Origin of the sequence: Haliscomenobacter sp. (assembly GCF_041740695.1) — a bacterium.
Lineage (GTDB): Bacteria > Bacteroidota > Bacteroidia > Chitinophagales > Saprospiraceae > Haliscomenobacter.
The window spans coordinates 1-23,069 of sequence record NZ_JBGSLK010000036.1 but is presented as its reverse complement, the minus strand read 5'-3'; the positions used below and the strand labels follow the sequence as shown (position 1 = coordinate 23,069).

At 48.2% G+C, this 23,069-nt stretch carries 13 protein-coding genes; 9 read left to right on the top strand and 4 right to left on the bottom strand.

Annotation, left to right across the window (positions count from 1 at the left end; translation table 11 throughout):
• Nucleotides 1–32 precede the first annotated feature (32 nt).
• Together ACEW9O_RS07465 and ACEW9O_RS07460 are read right to left on the bottom strand one after the other, a co-directional pair.
• Entirely contained in the window at nucleotides 33–4,784 is a 4,752-nt protein-coding gene (locus ACEW9O_RS07465; RefSeq protein WP_373549516.1) for an SUMF1/EgtB/PvdO family nonheme iron enzyme, read from the bottom strand.
• Nucleotides 4,785–5,284: 500 nt separating this feature from the next.
• The gene (locus ACEW9O_RS07460; protein WP_373549515.1) at nucleotides 5,285–7,495 is read right to left on the bottom strand and encodes a PHB depolymerase family esterase; all 2,211 of its coding nucleotides are present in this window, start codon (nucleotides 7,493–7,495) and stop codon (nucleotides 5,285–5,287) included.
• A gap of 541 nt (nucleotides 7,496–8,036) precedes the next feature.
• Here ACEW9O_RS07460 and leuC point away from each other — a divergent pair.
• The 4 genes from leuC to leuB all read left to right on the top strand — a co-directional run bounded on the left by leuC (nucleotide 8,037) and on the right by leuB (nucleotide 12,939).
• Nucleotides 8,037–9,434, top strand: coding sequence for a 3-isopropylmalate dehydratase large subunit (leuC, locus tag ACEW9O_RS07455; RefSeq protein WP_373549514.1), 1,398 nt, complete (start codon nucleotides 8,037–8,039; stop codon nucleotides 9,432–9,434).
• 176 nt (nucleotides 9,435–9,610) lie between these two features.
• Nucleotides 9,611–10,204: a 3-isopropylmalate dehydratase small subunit gene (gene leuD / locus ACEW9O_RS07450; protein ID WP_373549513.1), complete on the top strand. Its 594-nt coding sequence runs from the start codon at nucleotides 9,611–9,613 to the stop codon at nucleotides 10,202–10,204.
• 102 nt (nucleotides 10,205–10,306) lie between these two features.
• Entirely contained in the window at nucleotides 10,307–11,821 is a 1,515-nt protein-coding gene (locus tag ACEW9O_RS07445; protein WP_373549512.1) for an alpha-isopropylmalate synthase regulatory domain-containing protein, read from the top strand.
• A gap of 47 nt (nucleotides 11,822–11,868) precedes the next feature.
• Nucleotides 11,869–12,939, top strand: a complete 1,071-nt coding sequence (gene leuB, locus ACEW9O_RS07440; RefSeq protein WP_373549511.1) for a 3-isopropylmalate dehydrogenase — start codon at nucleotides 11,869–11,871, stop codon at nucleotides 12,937–12,939.
• Nucleotides 12,940–13,027: 88 nt separating this feature from the next.
• Here the strand turns inward: leuB and ACEW9O_RS07435 are convergent, their stop codons facing one another.
• Complete coding sequence (locus ACEW9O_RS07435) at nucleotides 13,028–13,579, bottom strand: cupin domain-containing protein (protein ID WP_373549510.1); 552 nt, start codon at nucleotides 13,577–13,579, stop codon at nucleotides 13,028–13,030.
• A gap of 80 nt (nucleotides 13,580–13,659) precedes the next feature.
• Nucleotides 13,660–14,493: a helix-turn-helix domain-containing protein gene (locus ACEW9O_RS07430; RefSeq protein ID WP_373549509.1), complete on the bottom strand. Its 834-nt coding sequence runs from the start codon at nucleotides 14,491–14,493 to the stop codon at nucleotides 13,660–13,662.
• A gap of 202 nt (nucleotides 14,494–14,695) precedes the next feature.
• Between ACEW9O_RS07430 and ACEW9O_RS07425 the strand changes: the two genes are divergently transcribed.
• The 5 genes from ACEW9O_RS07425 (at nucleotide 14,696) to ACEW9O_RS07405 (ending at nucleotide 22,427) form a co-directional block, all read left to right on the top strand.
• Nucleotides 14,696–15,790: a DUF4856 domain-containing protein gene (locus tag ACEW9O_RS07425; RefSeq protein WP_373549508.1), complete on the top strand. Its 1,095-nt coding sequence runs from the start codon at nucleotides 14,696–14,698 to the stop codon at nucleotides 15,788–15,790.
• Between the two features lie 123 nt (nucleotides 15,791–15,913).
• Nucleotides 15,914–17,002: an imelysin family protein gene (locus ACEW9O_RS07420; RefSeq protein ID WP_373549507.1), complete on the top strand. Its 1,089-nt coding sequence runs from the start codon at nucleotides 15,914–15,916 to the stop codon at nucleotides 17,000–17,002.
• Nucleotides 16,989–18,335, top strand: a complete 1,347-nt coding sequence (locus ACEW9O_RS07415; RefSeq protein ID WP_373549506.1) for an HTTM domain-containing protein — start codon at nucleotides 16,989–16,991, stop codon at nucleotides 18,333–18,335. Before ACEW9O_RS07420 ends, ACEW9O_RS07415 begins: the two co-directional genes overlap by 14 nt.
• A gap of 2 nt (nucleotides 18,336–18,337) precedes the next feature.
• Nucleotides 18,338–20,749, top strand: coding sequence for a TonB-dependent receptor domain-containing protein (locus tag ACEW9O_RS07410; RefSeq protein ID WP_373549505.1), 2,412 nt, complete (start codon nucleotides 18,338–18,340; stop codon nucleotides 20,747–20,749).
• A gap of 487 nt (nucleotides 20,750–21,236) precedes the next feature.
• On the top strand, nucleotides 21,237–22,427 hold the full coding sequence (locus ACEW9O_RS07405) for an RsmB/NOP family class I SAM-dependent RNA methyltransferase (protein WP_373549504.1): 1,191 nt from the start codon (nucleotides 21,237–21,239) through the stop codon (nucleotides 22,425–22,427).
• Nucleotides 22,428–23,069: the final 642 nt, after the last annotated feature.

Genomic DNA, 23,069 nt, shown 5'->3' with positions numbered 1-23,069 from the left:
TTTAATTTTGAGTAAATATTTAGACTAAAACCTCAAGGCGTCCTAGCCACCCGAAACCCAAGATTCTGATTTGACAAATTCGGAAAATTCTTTTCTCGAGCCACCAGATGTATACTTTCTTCAAACATCCCGAACGACCCTCCACGCATCACCCGCTCCCTTCCGGAAACCGGCCCTCCCGGGTTGGTTTGATTACTCGCCGTATAAGAGCCGTACCAATCCTGACACCATTCATATACATTGCCACTCATGTCGTAAATATCCAGCTGGTTGGGGCTTTTTTGCCCCACCGGATAAGTTCTTTTAGCATTGTCAAGATACCAGGCTACTTCCCCGATTTGATCACTACCAGCATATAAATAACGATTTTTAGCAGAAGCCTGCCCACCTCTGGCGGCATACTCCCACTCTGCCTCACTTGGCAAATGGTATTTCTCGCCCGTTTGCCTACTCAGCCATTTGCAATAAGCATCAGCCCAACTCCAACTCACATTAATCACCGGATATTTGTCATAGCCTTTGGCTGGTGCCCAGCGGGTTTTACCATTTTCAGTACTTTTTTGCAGTCCCCATTGGTGTTCTTCCACTTGTTCATTGGGATAATTAAAACGGGTTGGATTGTCATTGATGTCATTTAAAAATATGGCAAACTCAGCATTGGTGACCTCGTATTTCCCCATGAAATAAGTGCTCAAAGTGACTTCGTGTGCAGGTTTTACAGTAGCGTTACAATCCTTGTCCCGGCCATCAATACAACCCATTGTAAACGTCCCTCCATTGACGCGCACCACCTCAGGTCGGATGGGGGGGTAGCTGTTTCGGCCGCTATTGTTGGCTTGCTCCTGCTGCCGTGTATCGATACTTTGCTGATCCAATGGCTGCATCCGTACCTCTGGCAGTTTTTCATTCATCCGCTGTAACTGGGCTTGGGTAAAACTTTGCTCGTAAGGCCGATACCCTTCCGCACTGACCCTGAGCGTCAAAGTGGCCACCCTGGACAAGGCTTGGCGAATGGTGATGTTGCCATTGCTCGAATTCAAACGCCCCGGAATTTTTCGGTTATCACGGTACAGCCATTCCCAAGTCACATTTGCTTCTGCACGAAGTGGGCCGCCTGTACCTACGTCTACAATCCGGCCATTGAAATTAGCCACTTCTTCTTCAGGTGCTTGGGCTGCTTTACCCCAGGTTTTGGGGTAAGGAATCGTCAATTTGGCGACCACCGCAATGTCCCGTGGATTGGGGTTGATGCGTACCAATTCCGCCCGCAAACTATCGGTGCGCCGCTGATCACCCACTCGACTCAGGTTCGCCTGAAGGGTAAAACGTTCATTGCCATCCCGGGCTTGGGCTTGTCGATCTTGCCGAGGCACATACGTGGAAACAACGCTACTGTTTCCACCTTTGCGTTCCAGGGCCACCAAACGCAAACGCAGGCTTTTGTCGCGGTTGGGATTGGTGTAATAATTGACTTGCACCAGTAAGCTGGTCTCGGTAGCGGTGCTTGGGAAAATATCGTAAATCCGGGAAGGTTCTTTTTGCAAAAGGGTAGCCAAATTGGGCCGAATGCTGGTGGTATCAAAAAAGCCTTGAGTCTGTAATTCAGATTGAATGCCTTCAGCCAAGGATGGATCATTGGTCGTATTGATCAAATAAAAAATGACTCCTAGAGCGTGCTTACTGGCCGCGTGTAAGGCATTAAAAGTATTGACGTCTTTACTGTTGGTTTGTTTTTGGGTAAAATAATCCACTAAAGAACCATTTTGCTGGAACTGGAGCAGTGCCAGTGAATCAGGAGCCTGTAAGCTGCTGCCATTTCGGGCAGCCCGGTAAAAAGCCACACCTATATTGTAGTTCAAACGCGCCAAATTGAGTGCAGCGGAGCTATGTGTCTGGTCTACCTTGAGCGCTTGCTCCAGCAAATTGCGCACCTGTGGCGGATAGGCATAAGTCTGGGGAGAATTACTAGGCCCACTCGCCGTTTTTTGCAATTCTGCAAAGGCTTGTTCTCGATACAATTGTACTGCCTGGTTGTTTAAAATAGCCGCACTGTCTATAAATACGGCTTCTTTGACCAAGGGATTGCCGCGCAACTTCACCTTAGGGTCATAGATCCGCTGCTGAGGATCGGTGCCAAACGCCCAGCGGTACAATCTAGTCGTGCTATCAAGACTCATCATCACAAAAACCAGCATTAGTACACCTGCTGCACAAGCAATCATCTGCCAAAATTCCCGATTGATGGTTTTAGGTTTGGGGGGCTTTTCGACTTCGGGTGTCTCTTTTTGCACCTGCTCGCCGTACTCCTCCAAAAAGCGCCGCAGCGTCGGTTCATCGGCAGCGAGTGGGGGACTAGGGCGATTAAAATTGCCCATGTTGCTCTGCTGCGCAATACTTTCCTCAGTGTATTCTGCTGCTTGTTCATACATTTGTTGGGCAAAGCCGCCCTTGGTTGCTCTCCTTGGCCGTTGCATGGGTGCCAATTCGCGTACGGCCACTCCGCCCATGTCTTCAATCTGGAGCCGATTGAACCAGCCTTGTGCCAGCAGTGATTGAACCTGATTTTTTGATTCCTCACTGAAAGGGCTCAAGGCAAAACGTTGTACGGCCAAATTGCTCTGCAAAGCCCGCTTGGCAAAACCAGAAGTTGCTTCGCCTAACGAGGCTTCCAATTCATTGGCAATCGCCGTCCGAGCCAGCTCTTCATCGTACAACTGCAAATCAGCCAGCATTTCCTTGCGCAAGCGAGGATTGATTTTGCCTTCCTGTAAACTCGGAATCCGTGCCAACAGCAACAAGTTATCCGCATTCAGTGGAATGTCCATTGCTGCTCCAATCGCCAGGGTAATTTCCCAGGTGGGAGTAGGGTAGAGGGCCAGAGCACAAAACCAGCGGTACAAATCCGAACCATAACCCAGGTACTCCGCATGATCACTGGCGCTGCGCCAGCGGCGGTTGATGTCCGGCTCAGTTCTACTTGCTGCCAGTTGTTCCCGCCAGGTAGCAAAGCTACTAGGCAGGTCTTCGGGCGCCATACCGTTGTCAATGAAGTTGGCAGCGGCCATTTGTCCCTCCAGGTCGGCAGGGAAAATGGGTAAGAGGTTGTGGATGTTTGCCTCGCGAAAATCCCAACTTTGGGGCGGGCGTGGGCTGAGCAAGAGCCTTTGTTTCCAGCGCTGAAAATCAGCAGCAGCTTCCGGGCGCAGCGCTTTGTCAGTCTGTCCATAAGGATCAAGTAGAGCATGAGCATCGCCAAAAACGACCAAACGATGCTCCGGGCACAACCGACTAATTTGTTCCAAGGTGATGCCTTGGGGATATTGGTTGTTCCAAAAATGGAAAAACTCGGAACGGTAATAAAACACCTCAGCGTGTACATCCTGATCGTGCAACACTTTGACTAGGTGCCGCAACAAACGCCCTTGGTGGCTGGTCTCGTTTTGTTCATCCACCAAAAACAGGTAGTCGGCTGGTTTGGTAGTATTGCGGAATTGCAAGCGAGGAAACCCACCACTAGCAATGGTTACATCTACAGTTTTGGGTACATCTACCTCCTGGCGCAGTCCTTCCTGACGGCGGCGCAAGGCATCGGCAAGGCGAAATTGACCTGCTAAATTGCGGATCAATCCATTGAGCGGACGGAATGGAATTTCATAAGGTGGCCGATCTACCCCTTGTTGGGGCAAGCCTTGCGCTTGCCCATCCTCTGGTGGTGGTGGCATCGCCCGTTGCGTTTTCGCCCAACGAAAAATACAATAAAACGTTCCTACCCCCAGCAAAAACAACACCGCCCAAGGCAACCAACCAAAGGTAGCCCGCGTCCGAATCGGATCGTATTGTAAATCGTACCAGGACAAAAAGGCCTGATCTTCACCTACCCGCATGGTGGCGGAGGTGCTGGTGGTGCAAAAGCCAGTTTGGCCCGTTCGGGTCACTTTGAGCTCAACGGAATAGGAACCTTCTTCGAGGTAACGGTGGGTAGGGGCTCGTTCGGTGCTCGTTTGATTGTCCCCAAAATCCCAGAGAAATTGCAAGTCTTTGGTTTCATCCACTACGTTGGGCGCAAAGGTAAAGGCTTCCCCAGGCGGCAAATTGCCCGGTAAATCCAAACCCTCCAACTGTGGGGGATGGGGGCACTCGATGGTCAAATTTCCCTTGTACTGGAAAGTGGTATCGCGGCGTTTTTCATAAACAGTCACGGCTACCGCTTTTTCAGGATTCCCTTGCAAAGTATTAAATGGTACCTGCCAGCTTTTTACGCCTTCAATTTCAGCTTCTGTTTGGCCACTTTTTTTATCCAATAAACGCCAGCTGATTTTTGTGCCAGCGGTATCAATGTTGCGAGTTGTCAAGGTGAAAGTTGCTGTATCACCTACTCGGACAGGAGTGGAGGATATGCTGTAACCAATCGAAATCCCTTGCGAGGGAGGAGGCTTTGGTAGGTTTTGGCTGATCCAGTAGACCAAAATCACTGCACCAAATAAAATGGGTAAAATCCACCAATATTTGCGCAGCCCGGCACGTAGTTTTTTTAACCAAATTCCACTGGCTTCCGCTTGATCAGCCTCCGTAGCCGCCGCCAGTAATTCGGCGTAATATTGATCAAAAATGGCATAAAAACGCTCCTGTTCCGCCTTGCTATGGGCAATAATTGGAGCGAGTAAGAACTTTAATTTTGCTTGCTCTCGCCAATGTACGCTCGCTGGACCGCTGATGACTTGCAAGAGTCGGACTTGTTCGGCTGGGCTGAGTTGAAAGCCGGCGAGTTCCAGGCGTGTGAGCAAGCCTGCTAAGGGTAGGTCAATATGTGGGATTTGGGTGTCGATGCTGTTGCGTGTTGTTGAATAAACATGGTTTTGGAGCTTCCAAATTTAAGGAAATATTGAGACAACACAAGATTTATTGAGAAGAGTGGCTGATGGGGCACTTTTAACCCCAAAGCAGGTGGGGGACACCATGGGTTTTCCAAAGCGACTTATTTTCACAAAGGACACCAAGGCGGCACAAAGATCACAAAGCGAAGCGTCGTCAACGTCTAACTTTGTGCTCTTTGTGCCCCTTTGTGTTTTCTTTGTGAAAAAAAAATGCCGCTTTTGTGGTGCTTAGGAACGGTTTCAAAATAAAGTAACAATTTGAACGGACTCTTTTTTGATTTTGCTGCGTTCCTCCTCAGTTGCGTAGTTCACTATGCGCCTTCCTCGCGCCTGGCCAAATCAAAAAATAGTCGACTCAATTTTGTTACTTTATTCTGAACCCGTTCCTTAAAATTCGTGAAGAGGTCTAATCACTCCACAATCACCGCCTGCGCCTTCCCCTTCCCAAAACTCATCCAATACAAGCCTGGGTTGACTTCAGTACAATCAACTTCTTGCACAGGCCCGAACAACAACTCCATTTTCACCAATCGCCCCGCCGCATCAAAAAGGCGCAACTGCACTGGGAAACCCAAATCTTCCGGGCTACTCACCGTAAATTTCCCCCGACTTGGATTGGGATACACCTTCACTCCCGGGCTCTGCACCTTCGCCAATTCGGCCTGAATCAAAGACCCACTACTCTCCTGATATACCCGAAAAGCCGCATCGTACAAGCTGTACGCAAATCCATTGTACCACAAATGCCCCCCACTGTAAGCATTGGACAAAGCATACCCAAAGGAGGAACCCGTGAGCACGAAGGTATACTGCTGGTTGGCGGTTAAGTTTAAGGTACTACTCAAGATAATACTTTGCCAACCCGAGCCGACGCTAATCCCCGTTTGTTGGTACAAAGCAGTACCACTTACCGTATTTCCACTGTAAATGCGCAGCGTAGAATTGCTGACCGCCTGGCGCAAATTGACGTCAATTTTACTCAAAACACCAGTGACAGTTGCCGTGAAGGATTGGCCGGAATTGAAAAAATTGTTGATCGAGATATAGGCCTGTTGCGTATTTTGTTGAATGATGGTCGTTGTACTGGTAGGGAGCGTGCTGGTACTCAGTTCGTTGCTGTACGCGCTGGCTCCATTGGTATTGGTAGAGCGCACCCGATAGAAGTAGGCGGTGTTGGCGCTCAATCCATTGTCGGTATAGCTGCTGGTATTCGCTGGCAGTGTGGCAATGGTAGCGAATCCGGTTCCGGCAGAAAGGGAGCGTTGCAGTTCAAAATTGTCCTCATTGCTGGCGTTGTCAATCCAACTCAGGGCAATGGAACTACTGGTGCGACTTTGTAAAGCCAAACCCGTAGGGGCGTTGGGCGCAGTGCCTGCCCCCGCGGAAGTGGTCGCATTGGCTGTATTGGAATAGGCTGAGGTGGTACTGACATTAGTGGCTTGCACCCGGTAATAATAAGTCGTACTGGCATTGAGCCCATTGTCGGTATAACTGATGCTGTTTGCACCCAAGGTTGCGATCACACTAAAGCCGCTAATACTGTTGGTCGAGCGCTCCACCTTATAATTTTGTTCGTTGCTGGCATTGTCAGCCCAGTTCAGCGCGATGCTGCTGGAAGATTGCGTTGTGGCACTTAGCCCGCTCGGTGCGGCAATACTTGGCGGAGGCGTGCTGCCGAATAAATTCCAGAATTCACCCGCCCAATAGCAGGAGTAAAAATTGACATCAGAGCTGTAACTGCCCGTAGTGCCGCCTTGGGTGGTACCAGTTCCTGGGTCGATGGCAACTACGTGGCCCATACTCGTGATGTCGTAGGTAACCACTACCGGAGTGCCGCTGCTGTTGTGGTAGTTTTTGCGGGTGATGTTGCTGTTGCCGTTGAAGCTGCTTTGGGTCAGATCTACCGTGGCATCGGTGCCATGTACATTGGTCCATTGCTCCATAACTTCGGTGAGGTTCATGTTTTTGACCGTAAAATCACTGGTGCCGTGAAACACAGCCACGCTGGGCCAGGGGCCCGTGTAAGAAGCGTTTTGGCTGCGCACCAAATTGCCCCATTCTTGTGGTGTTTTATTGACTCCGGGCGACATGGCGCTGAAGGCTGCAGTAGTGCCAATGCCAGCTTTATAAGGTAAACCCGCCATGACTGCCCCACCTTTAAATACTTCGGGATAGGTGGCCAACATGACCGTGGTCATCCCTCCACCAGCCGAAAAACCACTGACAAAAACCCGACTGGCGTCGATACTGTAATTGGCAGCGACGTATTCGAGCATGGATTTGATGGATCGACATTCACCCTGGCCACGAGTAATGTCGCCGGATTCAAACCAGTTGAAACAGCGGGAAGAATTGTTGCTGCTGAGCTGTTCAGGGTAAATGACGTAGAATTTGTGCTGGTTGGCCAGGGTATTCCAGCCAGTTCCAGTGGCAAATTGGGTGGCGGTTTGGGTACAACCGTGCATGGCTACCACCACTGGTGCCGAAGCAGGCATATTGCTGGGTGCGTACAAATACATGTTCAAATTGCCTGGATTGGTACCAAAACCGCTGATTTGCTGCAATTGGGCATAACTGTGCTGAAAAAACAAAAGCAGGAGAAAAAGGAAGAGAATCCGCATGATTACGAGTTTTTTAGACTGAATAATTGTAGGTGAAAACCACTCCGCTCCAGCACAGTATTGGTTGTGTGCGATAAAAGCGGAATAAAATTCTGAATTCAAAACTATTTACTTCTTGCTTGTTTGGTGGCGGGGAGTAAAAACAGAAAGGGTTGACAATTTGGGTCAACCAATAGCTTTCAAAGGCTAAAAATCTGATTGATAATTACTTATAAAAATGCTGCCGCAAAACGCCCGGTTTGCGCTTTTCCTGACTGGGTTTTGCTAAAACCATGATATTGAGGCCATTTTTTTCCATAATTTACGAAGCCCGCCCCGTCATTCCGCCCAAATCAGCCCACCATGGGTAAAGTGACAAAAATCAGCGAAAATGCAGGTTTTACAAGGCTTTTAGCCAAATGTGGGGGTGAACTCATGAAAAACAAAATGCCCAGTTTTTCCAGCATCCATTTTTTTATTCCTTTTTCTGCTAGGCGGTTTATTCTGCCAAAACTTCATAATTTTGCTGACCATTTTGTGAAATTTTTAAAATCCTCAAAAATTGGCTGGTAAAACCTTATTCGATAAGATCTGGGACGCCCACGTAGTTGAACAGATCGAAGATGGCCCAAGTGTGGTGTACATCGACCAACACTTGATCCATGAAGTGACTAGTCCGCAAGCTTTTGCCGGACTTGATGCACGCGGACTCAAAGTGCTCCGCACCAACCGTACCGTGGCAACTCCTGACCACAACGTGCCTACCATTGATCAGGACAAGCCAATTCGCGATGACCTTTCCCGCTTTCAGGTGGACAAGCTGACCGAAAACTGCGAAAGACATGGAGTTACCCTTTATGGCCTCAATCACCCATACCAGGGGATCGTGCACGTAGTTGGTCCTCAATTGGGCATTACCCAACCTGGGATGACCATTGTATGCGGCGACAGCCATACCTCAACCCACGGCGCTTTTGGCAGCGTAGCTTTTGGGATCGGAACCTCGGAAGTTGAAATGGTACTGGCTACCCAGTGCCTGATGCAAAGCAAAGCCAAGCGCATGCGCATCACCGTAGACGGTGAGCTGGGGCCTGGCGTAGGTGCCAAAGACATTATCCTGTACATCATTGCCCAAATCACCGCCAGTGGTGGTACCGGGTATTTTGTAGAATACGCAGGTTCGGCTTTCCGCAACCTGAGCATGGAAGGCCGCATGACCGTCTGCAACATGAGCATCGAGATGGGTGCCCGCGGCGGTTTGATTGCCCCCGACGAAACCACTTTTGAATACATTCGTGGCCGCGAATTTGCCCCTAAAGGAGCTGATTTCGATGCCGCAGTAGCCCAATGGCGTGAGTTGTATACCGATGCAGATGCAGTATTTGATGCTGAACTGCACTTCGACGCTGCGGATATTGAACCCATGATAACCTACGGTACAAACCCGGGCATGGGCATCAAGATCACTGCCAACGTGCCCAACCTGAGCGATATTGAAGAATCTGGTCGCACCAGCTTTTCCAAATCTCTCGAATACATGGGGCTTGTACCTGGCGAACTGCTTTTGGGCAAACAAGTTGACTATGTATTCGTAGGCAGTTGCACCAATGGCCGGATTGAAGACTTGCGCGCAGTGGCCCAGTTTGTAAAAGGCAAAAGAAAGGCGGACAACATCACCGCCTGGATCGTACCCGGCTCCAAGCAGGTAGAAAAGCAAGCGCAGGAAGAAGGGCTGGTCGCCATTTTGGAAGAAGCGGGCTTCATGCTGCGTCAACCGGGCTGCTCGGCTTGTTTGGCGATGAACGAAGACAAAATTCCAAAGGGCAAGTACGCTGTTTCGACCTCCAACCGCAACTTTGAAGGTCGTCAGGGCCCCGGTGCACGTACCATGTTGGCTAGCCCAATTACTGCTGCAGCCGTAGCGGTAACGGGTAAAATTGTTGATCCACGCAACCTGTAGGGTCAACCCTCTGTGGTTGACCCAGCCAGAGGGCAACCCTCTGTGGTTGACCCAGCCAGAGGGCAACCCTTGCGGTTGACCCAGCCAGAGGGCAACCCTTGCGGTTGACCCAGCCAGAGGGCAACCACGAAGGGTTGCCCTTACGATCGTCATTCATTTCATAATATTTTGTCATTATGGCACGCGAAAAATTCCAAAAGGTACACTCATCAGCCGTACCAGTTCATATAGAAAACGTGGACACAGACCAGATCATCCCGGCCCGCTTTTTGAAAGCGACCACCCGTGATGGTTTTGGCGAAAACCTATTCCGCGATTGGCGTTACGATGGCAACAACCAGCCCATCGCTGATTTTGCCCTCAACAATCCCCTGTACAGTGGGGATATTCTGGTGAGTGGTAAAAACTTTGGTTGTGGTTCTAGCCGGGAGCACGCTGCCTGGGCCATTACCGATTTTGGTTTCAAGGTAGTCGTCAGCAGCTTTTTTGCCGACATCTTCAAAAACAACGCACTCAACAACGGTCTCTTGCCCGTTCAGGTTAGTGACGCATTCCTGGCACAAATTTTTGAGGCCATCGAAGCGGATTCTAAAGCAACGTTTACCGTTGACTTAGAAGCACAAACCTTTATCATCGACGCTACTGGCGCATCCGCTTCTTTTGAGATCAATACTTACAAAAAAGAGTGCATGCTGAACGGATACGATGACATCGATTATCTGTTGAGTTTGAAAGATAAGATCGAGGAATTCGAGAAAAAGAGAGCATAAATAAAGATGAAAGATGAAAGATGAGAGATGAATCAGTCCAAAATCATCGGGCAGAATTCATCTTTCATCTTTCATCTTTCATCTTTCATCTTTGAATTTGTTATGGGACGGAAGATCGAAATCATGGACACCACCCTCCGGGATGGTGAACAAACCTCCGGCGTATCGTTTACCGATCAGGAGAAGCTCAAAATAGCTCGATTGTTGTTGGAGGAGCTGAAGGTCGACCGCATTGAAATTGCTTCTGCCCACGTATCGGAGGGAGAGTTCACGGCGGTCAAGAAGATCATGGATTGGGCCAAAGAAAAAGGCTTCATCGATCGAATTGAAATCCTGGGCTTTGTGGATGGAGATCGTTCCCTGAACTGGATGCGGGATTCTGGTGCCAAGGTGCTGAACTTGTTGACCAAGGGATCAGAGCGCCATTGTACCCAACAATTGCGCAAAACCAAAGAAGAACACCTCAGCGACATCCTGGATGTGCTCGCTCGCGCCGAAAAAATCGGCATTCGTTCCAACGTTTATTTAGAAGACTGGTCGAACGGGATGCGCACCTCGCCCGAGTATGTGTATTACCTGCTGACGGGTTTGAGCAAAGCCCCCGTGCACCGTATTTTGTTGCCCGATACCCTCGGCATTCTCAATCCCGATGAGTCATTTACTTTTTGCAGCGACGTCATCCAGCGTTTCCCTAGTTTGAGCTTTGATTTTCACGCCCACAACGACTACGATTTGGCTACTGCCAACGTCATGTCTGCGGTGAAAGCAGGGGTTACAGGAGTACACGTGACGCTCAATGGCTTGGGCGAACGGGCGGGTAATGTTTCCCTTTCCAGTGTAGTGGGGGTTTTGAAAGACCATTTGCACTGCGAGATTTCCGTAGATGAAAAGAAATTGTACTCCGTGAGTAAACTCGTTGAGTCTTATTCCGGCGTACGTATTCCTACCAATAAGCCGATTGTTGGAGAGTTTGTGTTTACCCAAACCAGCGGTATCCATGCCGACGGTGATCAGAAAGGCAACCTCTACCACAACGACCTCAACCCCGAGCGCTTCAACCGCAAACATTCCTATGCCCTGGGCAAAATGGCGGGTAAATCCAGCATTCGCAAGAACCTGGAGGAACTGGGCATCGAACTCGATCAGGAATCCATGCGCCTCGTCACCAAAGCGGTGAACGAATTGGGCGACCGCAAAGAAGTGGTAACCCAGGAGGATTTGCCGTACATCATCGCCGATGTATTGGAAAAACAAACCCTGGAGCAACGCGTACGCATCAAAAACTATGCCCTTTCGGTTGCTGCAGGCCTTCGGTCGGTAGCTACCCTGAGCATTGAAATTGATGGAAAAACCTACGAGCGCACCGCTGATGGCGATGGCCAGTACGACGCTTTCATGAGTGCATTGCGCCAGATCTATCTGAGTTTGGGCAAAAATCTGCCCCGTTTGATCGACTACGTGGTCACCATTCCACCGGGAGGTAAAACGGATGCGCTTTGCCACACGGCGATTACCTGGCAAGAAGGCGAGAGCCGCCCTTTCAAAACCAGTGGTTTGGACTCAGACCAGGCTATTGCCGCCATCAAGGCGACTACTAAAATGTTGAATCTTAAGTGATAGGACAGTATTAATTGATACCATCACTTATCGAAAACCAATAAACAATGAAATTCACTATCGCAAAACTTCCCGGCGACGGCATTGGTCCGGAAGTGGTGGCTCAGGCCGTAAAAGTTCTGGAAGCCGTTGGCACTAAGTTTGGCCATGAATTTGATTTTCAATTTGGCATCACCGGAGCCCACGCCATCGATGAAGTAGGGGAGCCTTACCCCGAAGCAACCCACCAGATTTGTATGAACTCCGATGCGGTACTTTTTGGTGCCATCGGTGATCCTAAATACGACAACGACCCCAAAGCGAAGGTACGCCCTGAGCAGGGTTTGTTGGCCATGCGTAAAAAATTGGGCTTGTATGCCAATATTCGCCCGATCAATACTTTTCCATCCCTGATCCACAAATCTCCATTGCGCCCCGACCTGGTGGAAGGTGCGGATTTTGTAGTGATTCGGGAATTGACGGGTGGTATCTATTTTGGTGAACCACGTGGCCGCAGCGAAAATGGCGAAAAAGCCTACGACACCTGCGTGTACAGCAAGGAAGAAGTGACCCGGATCACCAAATTGGGTTTCGAGTATGCTCGCCTGCGCAACAAACGCATGACCGTAGTCGACAAAGCCAACGTATTGGCAACCTCTCGCCTGTGGAGAGAAACCGTACAAGGGATGGTCGCGGATTACCCCGATGTAGAGGTGGATTACATGTTTGTGGACAACGCCGCCATGCAAATTATCCAGTGGCCCAAGAAGTTTGACGTGATGCTCACCGAAAACATGTTTGGCGACATCCTGTCTGACGAAGCGAGTGTCATCACTGGTTCTTTGGGCTTGTTGCCTTCGGCATCGGTGGGTATTCATACTTCGGTGTTTGAACCCATCCACGGTTCGTATCCTCAGGCTGCTGGCAAAGACATTGCGAACCCGATTGGTACCGTACTTTCTGCTGCCTTATTGCTGGAGCTGGGCCTAAAACTGCCCGCCGAAGCCAAAGCGGTACGCGATGCCGTAGATGCTTCGCTGGTGGCAGATGCCGTAACGGAAGACATCGCGACAGATAAATCAAAAGCCTTCAAAACTTCACAGGTGGGAGATTGGTTGGCGGAATATATTTTGAAGTAAATAAACATTGATGGCAACCTACGTAGGGACGGACATGAAACTTTATTTCATATCCGTCCCTACGTAGGTTGCCATCAATATTTTGGATTTAAAACTTCAGCGGAGGCCCAAGTACTTTCATTTCATGGTCTGCAAAAAGTTTTGCTCCTTGTTCAGGGCTGGGAGGCCCGCTCAAGGCCGCATTCGCTCTGAAAAAATCTTCCATTTTTCCTGCTGGTTGAAACAAGAAGAACATTTTTCCCTTTTCCGTAAGTTGGGCAAATGTATGGGGCACATTGCGTGGCAGGAAAATGGTGTCGCCAGCTTTCAAATTGAATTGTTCATCGCCCACCTGGAAAAGATATTCCCCTTCCACGATGTAAAAAACCTCGTCCTGCTTTAAATGAACATGCAGTGGAGGCCCACCTTTTTCGTTGCCAACATACTCAAAGATGGCCAGGTTCTGATTGGTGTCTTTTGCGGAAACCTTAATGTCGTTGGGACTTTTTCCCCCGAGCTTGGTTGTTTCATTGAAGCGGCTTGCATTGGCTTTTACCACAAACCCTTTTTTGCTGCGCTCTTGAGCTTCGGGCAAGGCTTGGGCAAAACCAATGGTAGGTAGGGTGATTGCAGTGGCTAGTAAAAACTTTCTTCTTTTCATGGCCTATTAGGTTTTGCCTGCAAGATGAAAGCTTTACAGATGCTGTAAGTGGTAAAAATGCGACAAAGTTGGAGCCGACCCTAATACGTATCCGCTACTCCAAACGCCCGCTCGGGAGCGCCCAAATCCAGTTGATGGAAGTCATTTGGAGTTTGTTGCGTTAAAGCCTTATAGTCTTTCACCAAATGCTGATAATCGTAATAGCCACAATCAAAGGCAATGGACAACCAATCCAGTTGAGGGGATTGATTTTTCATGCGGTAGGCGTTTTCAAATCGAGCCACTTTGATGAAAAACTTTGGTGAAACCCCCATTCTTTCTTTAAAAACGCGCTCAAATTGCCGAACCGACATACAGGACGCTTTAGCTAGTGCATCTACCGAATAAGAACCTGAATTTTTGATGGGAAGCATACTAACCAGATCCAGGCGATGGTGTTCAAGTGCCTTTTTTTGAATTTGCCCCAGCAAGAATTTTTCCACTACAGCCACCATTTGGGGATAGGATTGGCAATGATTCAGTTGTTCATTGACCCATTTGATTTCATCTTTGAACAACAGCGCTGCATCCAGATAAGCATTGGTGAGTTCCGTAGAGGGAACCCCCGTGATGCGATACAAGGCACCTGGCTTGAACACGATTTGGAAAAGCAGAAAGTCAGTCCCAACCTGGCGGTGGCTTACTTCGGTATGCTGTCCGAACAAAACGGCGGATAAGTTCCCGGCTTTTTGACCATTTACGGCAAAGTCAACCTTCTCGTAGTCTTTGGGATAAAAACTTAAACAATGCTCAGGTCGCGGCGGATACGCTTTAATTGGTAGGCTTGTATTGGATGTAAATTGGAAGTGTACAATCCGATACGTGCGAACATACTCCACTAGTGTTTTACTGGGGACAAATTCATAAAGTGCCATCTTGTGGACAAAGTTTAGTGTAATGTCTTCTCTTTCAAATGTAATAAATCAGTTTTGGAATTGCAAATTGGGCTTTCAAGTACCTCATTTTTCAACTGGGGTGGGAGTGTAAAAGTCATAAAAACGTCATTTATTAGATTTAGTCTAAATAAAGATTGCTATAAAAAAATCAACCTCTATTTTTGTGAAAAAAAATCAAGTCATGAAAAACCTATTGGTATTTTTTGCCCTTGTCAGCTTCCTGTTCCTGAGTTCATGTGAAAAAGAGGATGAAATTCAGGCTTACAGCGTTCCCGCAACCTATACTTTTGACAATGTTGAGTACAAAGAATCCGCTGCACGCATCAGCATGTGGCTGGGTTATACCACCTACCTGGGCCGCTCTACCCGCAAGGTACTGAGCCAGGACACGGTGAACTACCTGTGGAACAACAGCAACGCTGCTTATACCGCAGATGTGGCGAACAACATTCCTTATCCGCATACCGAAATCAACAAAGTGACCTTCAATCTGGCCAGCAAAAGCGCGGATGTCAACACCTTCAAAGCCTATGCTGATTCAATGGTGGCGGTGAGCAAGTTCTACAATCGGCCAGGCGCCAAAGGGGTTGCAGGCAAAATTGGCAGCCGCTTGTTCAATTACACCGGCCTTGAGTTCAACCAGGCCGTGGCCAAAGGGCTGATGGGTGGCTTAAGTTTGTACAACATCAATGCCATTCTTGATAAAATCCCTTTCGACGACAACAACACTGTAGTCGCTGGCCAGGGCACCGCCATGCAACACAACTGGGATTTGGCCTTTGGCTACGTCGGAATTCCTGCCAATTATGATACCACCACGGCCTACACTTCGGCCATGGTAGATCGGCCATTGGCATTGGGGGGCTACTTCGCAGAGCGGGGCAAGTACATTAAGTCGGGTGGTATTGTGTTTGAAGCTTTCCGCAAAGGTAGAGCCGCTATTGTGGCCAAAGACTACAAAACCCGTGATGCCGCCATTGCGACCATCCAGGAGTATTTGGAAAAAACCCTGGCTGCTGCAGCCTATTACTACATCACTACCCCTCAAACCCAGGCTGCACTTGACGCAAAATTCCACAGCCTTTCCGAAGGTTATGGCTTCATCATTGCCCTTAAATACCGCGATGCCAGCAGCAAATTGACCGCCGCAAACTACCAGACCTTGCTGGACATCATCAAAACCAATTTTTATACCCTTGCTGAAGATCCCAGCAACACCAAACTAAAACAAGCACAAACGATCTTGACCAATGCTTATGGCAAATTGCAGCCTTAAGCAGCTGTAAATAGCAATTAGTGCTTAGCACATAAGTACCAGAACACCTTATTGGGTTCTGGTACTTATGGTTAAACCAAACTAACCGATGAACATTTTTTAACCCAATCCAATTTCACACTGATGAATAAAGGTTTTCAACTCAAACTTGCCGGACTTCTGCTCATGACCGCTCTGCTCGCATTTACCTGCGGCAAGGAAGGGAATGACGACGGAGACAATCCAGGAAGCACGGATGCTTTTAAATCGGCGATGCTGGTCAATTATGCCGACAATCTGATTGTTCCGGCTTATACCGACTTGAACAACAAATTGGGGGCATTGAACAGCAGCGTCAATGCATTTTTGGCTGCCCCTTCCGAACTAACGCTGGCGGCTACCCGCGAGCCTTTTAAAGCCGCTTATCTCAGTTTTCAAGGGGTTTCAGTCCTTTATTTTGGCCCAGCATCGGCACAATTGCTAAACAATTACATCAATACTTTCCCTACCGTGCCTACCCGAATTGAAAAGGGCATCGAAACGGGTACCTATAATTTTAATATTCCCCAAAACTCGGATAGCATTCAGGGCTTCCCGGCTTTGGATTACCTCTTGTATGCACCGGATGCGGTAAACAAGTTTTCCGGCGCAAATGCAGCCAAGCGCAAAAAATACGTCCAGGATGTATTGGGGCGCATGAAAACCCTGGTCGAAAACACCCTGAGTCAGTGGAATGGCCCATACCACCACACCTTTAGTGCTTCCTTAAAAACCGATGTGGGTAGCTCCATTGGCAGCCTCGTCAATCAGTTTGCTTACGAGATGGATGCGCTAAAAGGGCCACGCATTGGTTGGCCTTTTGGCAAACAGTCCAACGGAATTGTGTTTGCCGACAAATGTGAAGGCTATTACTCCGGCATTTCTGCAGAATTGGCTATCGCCAACCTGAGCAGCTTGAAAAATTATTACACGGGGGCAAGTGGCGATGGCATTGCCGACTACCTGGTGTTACTGAAAAAACAGGATTTGAACAATGCCGTATTGGCTCAATTTGACGTAGCCTTAGCAGCATTGAATGCCATCCCCAAGCCTTTATCTGCCGCTTTTGTCAACAATCCTGCGCTGGTGGAAGACGCCTACAAGCAAGTGCAAAAATTACTGACCCTGATCAAAACAGACCTAGCCTCAGCAACTGCGGTACAAATAACTTACCAAGACAATGACGGTGATTGATCAACGGAGGCTTTACCGCCCGGTTTCCATTGCGCCTTTAATTACCTTCAGGATCACTTTTGGGGTCTTGATGCTGTTTAGTCTGCTTCGTTTTTGGTGGCGGGGTTGGATCACTAGCCTTTATGTTGAACCCCCATTTCACTTTACTTACCCGGGGTTGGAGTGGGTACAGCCACTGGGCAATGTGGGCATGCACCTCTTATTCGCCTTGCTCATCACCAGCACGGTACTGATCATACTGGGCTGTTTTTACCGCATGGCCATTCTTTTCTTTTTTCTGGCCTTCACTTATGTCGAATTGATTGATGCCTCTGCCTACCTCAACCACTATTATTTCATCAGCCTCGTGGCGTTTATCATGGTGTTTTTGCCCGCCAATGGGGCTTATGCGCTGGATATTTATTGGCGAATCACTAAACAAAAGCCTCTGGTTCCTGCCTGGACCATCGATATCCTGCGCTTTCAACTGGCGATTGTGTATGTATTTGCGGGGTTGGCCAAACTCAATCCCGATTGGTTGATCCACGCCGAGCCCATGAAAACTTGGCTTCCGGCCAAAAGCCACCTGCCTATTGTCGGGCCATGGATGTACGAAACCTGGGTAGCTTATCTCTTTTCTTGGTTTGGGGCGGTGTACGATCTATTTATCGTTTTTTTTCTATTGAACAAAAAAACCAGGCCCATCGCGTATGGCTTTGTGCTGATTTTTCATCTGGCTACGGCACTTTTTTTTCCCGGCATTGGGATGTTTCCTTATGTGATGATTACGTCTAGTCTACTTTTTTTCTCCGCAGTATTTCATGCCAAGCTGCTGTCCTTTTTGCCTGGAGTTAAACTTCAAGCTAGGGTGTCTCAGGACGGAACAGCCCCAATTTTTGCCCCTAAAAAAATCCTTTCCTTGGGCATTGCCCTGTATGTAACCCTACAATTGTTGATTCCCATGCGGTTTTTGCTGTACCCCGGGCATTTGTTCTGGACGGAGCAAGGGTATCGGTTTTCCTGGCGGGTGATGTTGATGGAGAAATCGGGAGCGGCCTATTTTACGGTGAAGGATAAGAGCGGTTCACAGGTTTATGAAGTGGACAACAAAAAATTCCTGACACCATTACAGGAAAAAATGATGAGCACCCAGCCGGATATGATTTTACAATATGCCCATCATTTGGCCAAGAGTTATCAACAAACCGGATTGGAAGCTCCTCAAGTATACGCCGAAGTGTATGTGTCCCTGAATGGCGACCGCTCCAAACCCTTTGTTGATTCATCCGTCAACCTGGCCGCACAAAAGTCGAGTTGGAAACCTATTCCCTGGATTTTGCCCTACAAAAAATAAAAATGATGCTGTTAAAAACCACATTGCTGGGTTTATGCTCCTGTATAGCACTGACCTTATTTGCCCAAAATCAGCCGATGATCAGTGGCACCGTCCGCTCAGGTACAGATGCTGTGGCCGATGCCTCCGTGGTGCTTTTTCCACTCAATAAAGTAGAAATCAGCAACGACAACGGTTTTTTTCGCTTCGCAAAAATGGCGCCTGGTACTTATGAAATGGTCGTAAGCTCGATAGGTTTCAAAGCATACCGCCAAAACATTGTGCTCCAGGATCAAAGCATCAGCAACCTCGACATCAACCTTGAACCTGAGGTTGTCGACATCCAGGAAATTGTGATTTCAGATCAAAAAGACGAAAACATTTCGGGTAAACTATACGATGTATCCGGCACCGCCATTTACGCCAGCAAAAAAACCGAGTTGATCAATGTCAAAAGCCTCAATGCGAACCTGGCCACCAACAATACCCGCCAGATTTACGCACGGGTTCCGGGTTTGAACATTTGGGAATACGATCGGGGTGGTTTGCAGCTCGGTATTGGTGGTCGGGGATTGAGCCCCAACCGTTCTTCCAACTTCAATATCCGGCAAAACGGCTACGACATCAGCGCCGATGCCCTGGGCTACCCCGAGAGTTATTATACCCCATCTGCCGAGGCATTGAGCAAAATTGAAATCATTCGTGGTGCGGCAAGTTTGCAATACGGCCCTCAATTTGGAGGCCTGGTCAATTTTGTGATGAAAGAAGGCCCCAAGGGCAAACCCATCGAAATCACTTCCCGGCAAACCCTTGGTTCCTACGGCTTTTTCAATTCGTTCAACAGCATCGGCGGCACCGTAGCCAAAAACAAACTCAATTATTACAGCTTTTACCAGTACAAACGAGGCGATGATTGGCGGCCCAACAGCCATTACGACCAGCACAATGCCTACATCCACGTGGCGTACGAGCTCAATGAAAAACTAAAAATAAGCGGCGAATACACCTTGATGAAATACCTGGCCCAACAACCCGGCGGGCTTACCGATGCGCAGTTTGAGGAAGATGCCGCGGTGTCGCTTCGGTCGCGAAACTGGTTTCAGGTGGACTGGAATTTGTTCAACCTCACTTTGGACTACGTACTTAGCCCCCGCACCAAACTGAATTGGCGCACTTACACACTCCAAGGATCACGTGAAGCACTCGGTGTATTGACCTACATCAACCGCCCCGACGTAGGAGGTGTGCGTGATTACATGGCGGATCAATACAATAATTTGGGCTCCGAGCTCCGCTTGATCCACCAGTACCCTTTATGGACTCAACAATCCAGCACTTTTTTGATTGGTACCCGGGTGTACAAAGGGCTGACCGATCGGAGACAAGGTGACGGAAATACTGGCTCCGGCCCTGACTTTGTGTTTACTGGGCCAGAACCCAACAAGTCCAACTTTCGTTTTCCAGGCAGCAACCTTGCGGTTTTTGCTGAAAACATTTTCCGCATCAACCAACACTGGAGCATTACCCCAGGCGCCCGTTTTGAACACATCAACACCAAAGCTGAAGGTTACTACTACAAACAAAACATCTTTATCGCCGACGATAAAATAGTCGAAACCAAAGAAAATCCGCGCTCATTCATACTCTTGGGCATCGGGAGCTCCTGGAAATTTGGCAATGGAACCGAATTGTACGCCAACATCTCGCAAAATTACCGCTCGATCAATTTCAACGACCTCCGCATCGTCAACACCAATGCTCGGGTAGACCCCAACCTGAAAGATGAAACGGGCTACAACCTCGATTTTGGTTTTCGGGGTACCTACCAGAATTGGCTCTATGCCGATGTGAGTTTTTTCTACCTAAAATACAATGACCGGATTGGTTCCATCTTTGTGCGGGATACCAGTTTTATGACTTACCGCTTGCGCACCAATGTATCGGACAGCAGAAACCTGGGCCTGGAATTCCTGCTGGATGGAGATGTGTTGAAAGCGATTAGTAAAGGAATGGCCAAATACAAACTGAATCTTTACACCAGCTTGTCGCTGATCGATGCGCGCTACGTGAACACCAGAAATACTGCCATTGCTGGTAAATTGGTGGAAAATGTACCACCGGTCTTATTTCGAACCGGCCTTTCTTTTGGCAATCCAAAGTTCAATTTCACCTATCAGTTCGCCTACCAAACCAAGCAGTACTCTGATGCCACCAATACTGAAGAAACACCTACGGCAGTAGATGGGGCTATTCCGGCTTTTGCGGTAATGGATCTTAGTCTGAGCTACAATTGGCGGGTGTTCACGCTTTATACCGGGGTGAACAATCTGGCTGATGCAAAATATTTTACCCGCCGCGCTGATGGTTACCCCGGCCCAGGCATTATACCTGCGGATAAGCGGAATGTCTATGTGACTTTGCAGTTTAAATTGTAGATTTTCGGCGGGTTTAGGCAAAAATTGGAGCCAAATACTGATCTTTACTGGGGAAAAAAAGGGAGACAAAGGTGTCTCCCTCCATAGCAGGCCTCCCAAAAGAGGCTGATAACTCCAAAAAACCTGCTACCTCATTAAAACGCTAAATGTCTCTTCGAATAAGTCGGGTTTGGGGCTGGTAGTTTTTGGTATATTCATGGGTTATGTAGGGGCAACCCAACGTGGTTGCCCTCAATAGGTGATTTAGGTGTTGGGGCAACCCTTGGGGCTGCCCCTTTGTCGGGTGTTTTTAGGTGTTGGGGCAACCCTACGTGATTGCCCACGTTGGCTACCCCTTATGGGTGTTTTTTTTAGGTGTTTAATCATCAACAATCGTGACCATAAGACCGCAGAAATTTGCAAAAGGTCGCAAAAAAAGTCGCATTTATCTGCCGATTTGCAATTTTTACTGACCAATTCCATATTTTAGCGGATAAAAAAATTGATTTTGCGCATTTCAAATGAACAAGTATCCGCTATTTGTACTGCAGCGGCTCAAGTATTACAGGAATCTCGCTTTGCCGATCAGGCCATCGAGCGGCAATTTAAGGATCACCAGCATTGGGCCATTGCCGAACAAGGCTTTGTAGCCGAGCAAGTCTATGCCTTAATTCGTTATTACCGCCTCCTTTGTATCGTAAGTGGTAAAACCCCGCTTACAATCGAAGATTGGGAGTTTCTACTGGGAGCTTCTTTGATTTTACAAAAACACCCAGCAGGAGCACAATTCCAATTCCTTTCTAAGGAGCAAATCCTCGCAGCCTACCATAATATAGGTGATCAACGCGCGCTGCGTGAATCCATCCCCGATTGGTTGGATGCATTGGGGCAAACAGAGTTGGGAGACAAATGGGCGACCACAATTCATGCCCTGAATGAACTGCCCCATTTGGTGCTGCGGGTCAATCGCCTTAAAACCGATGCCGCGACCTTATTGAAAGATTTAGCCAAACAGCAGATCTATGGTCGGGCCATCCAGGATGATGCCGTTTTGATTGAACAGCGGGGCAAAATGTTCAGCACAACGGCTTTTCGCAATGGCTGGTTCGAACTCCAGGACTTCTCCTCTCAGCAGGTAGCACCCTTTTTGGAAGTTAAGCCTGGTATGCGGGTCATCGATGCCTGTGCAGGCAATGGGGGTAAAACACTACACCTCGCTGCCTTAATGCAAAACAAAGGTCAGATCATTGCTTTGGATACCGACGCCAGAAAACTGGAGCAGCTCCGCCTGCGTGCCCGTCGGGCGGGTGTGAGCATCATCGAAACGCGTCAGATTGAATCCAGCAAAACCATCAAACGCCTGGCGCAATCCGCTGATCGGGTGCTCTTGGATGTTCCTTGTAGCGGCCTGGGCGTGTTGCGCCGCAACCCCGATACCCGCTGGCGATTGTCGCCCGAACACCTTAATAATATATATGGTGTACAAAGAGAGATTTTGGAGCGCTATGGCAAACTGTGTAAGCCCGACGGTAAACTCGTTTACGCGACCTGTAGCATCCTGCCTTCCGAAAACCAAGACCAAGTGGATGCCTACATCAATAAGGTAGAGGGGAAATACACACTGGAAGCCAGCAGAACCATTCTACCCCAGGACGAAGGCTTTGACGGCTTTTATATGGCTCGCTTAATTGGCCATTGATGTACCCCATCTTTATGGGGTTGACAAAAATGATCCTGTATCCTACCTTTGAGATCGTTTTACAACTAATTGGTACATCAAGGTAGTTAAATTATAGAGGGGCCGCTTTTCGGCCCCTTTTCTTTGGGGCGATAAAAAAATAAATGTTCATTTTGCCAAAGGATTAGCTAAGAAAACGGTTCATTTAAAGTGCCTTAGCTAATCCTTTGGCCTGAAAAAAATGAACATTTATTTTTGCCCCACTATTTTTGCATGAATTAGGCTTTTGAAAAAAACCACACTTTTTTGGCAGCCCCTCTTGCGCTTCATTTGAGAAAACCTTAACTTTATACTCCTTGTAAAAATCACCATACTTTAACATTCAACCTTTTAGAACTTGATGGAGAAAAATCTTGAGATTTTTTTCCAATAAAGCTTGTATGAATTAAAAGTAGGGATTACTTTTGCATCCGCTTTGGAAGCAAGGCGGTTTGGGAGTTTGGGGGAAGGGATTGATTTCGGGGTTTGAAAAGGCTTCGAAAAAAACTTTCAAAAAAAGCTCTTAAAGATTTGGAATAAAGGTTGTGAATGTTGTACATTTGCATCCGCTTTGAAAAGCAGGGCGAAAAAGGAAGTTGAAAGGAGTTGAGTGGAAGCGAAAAA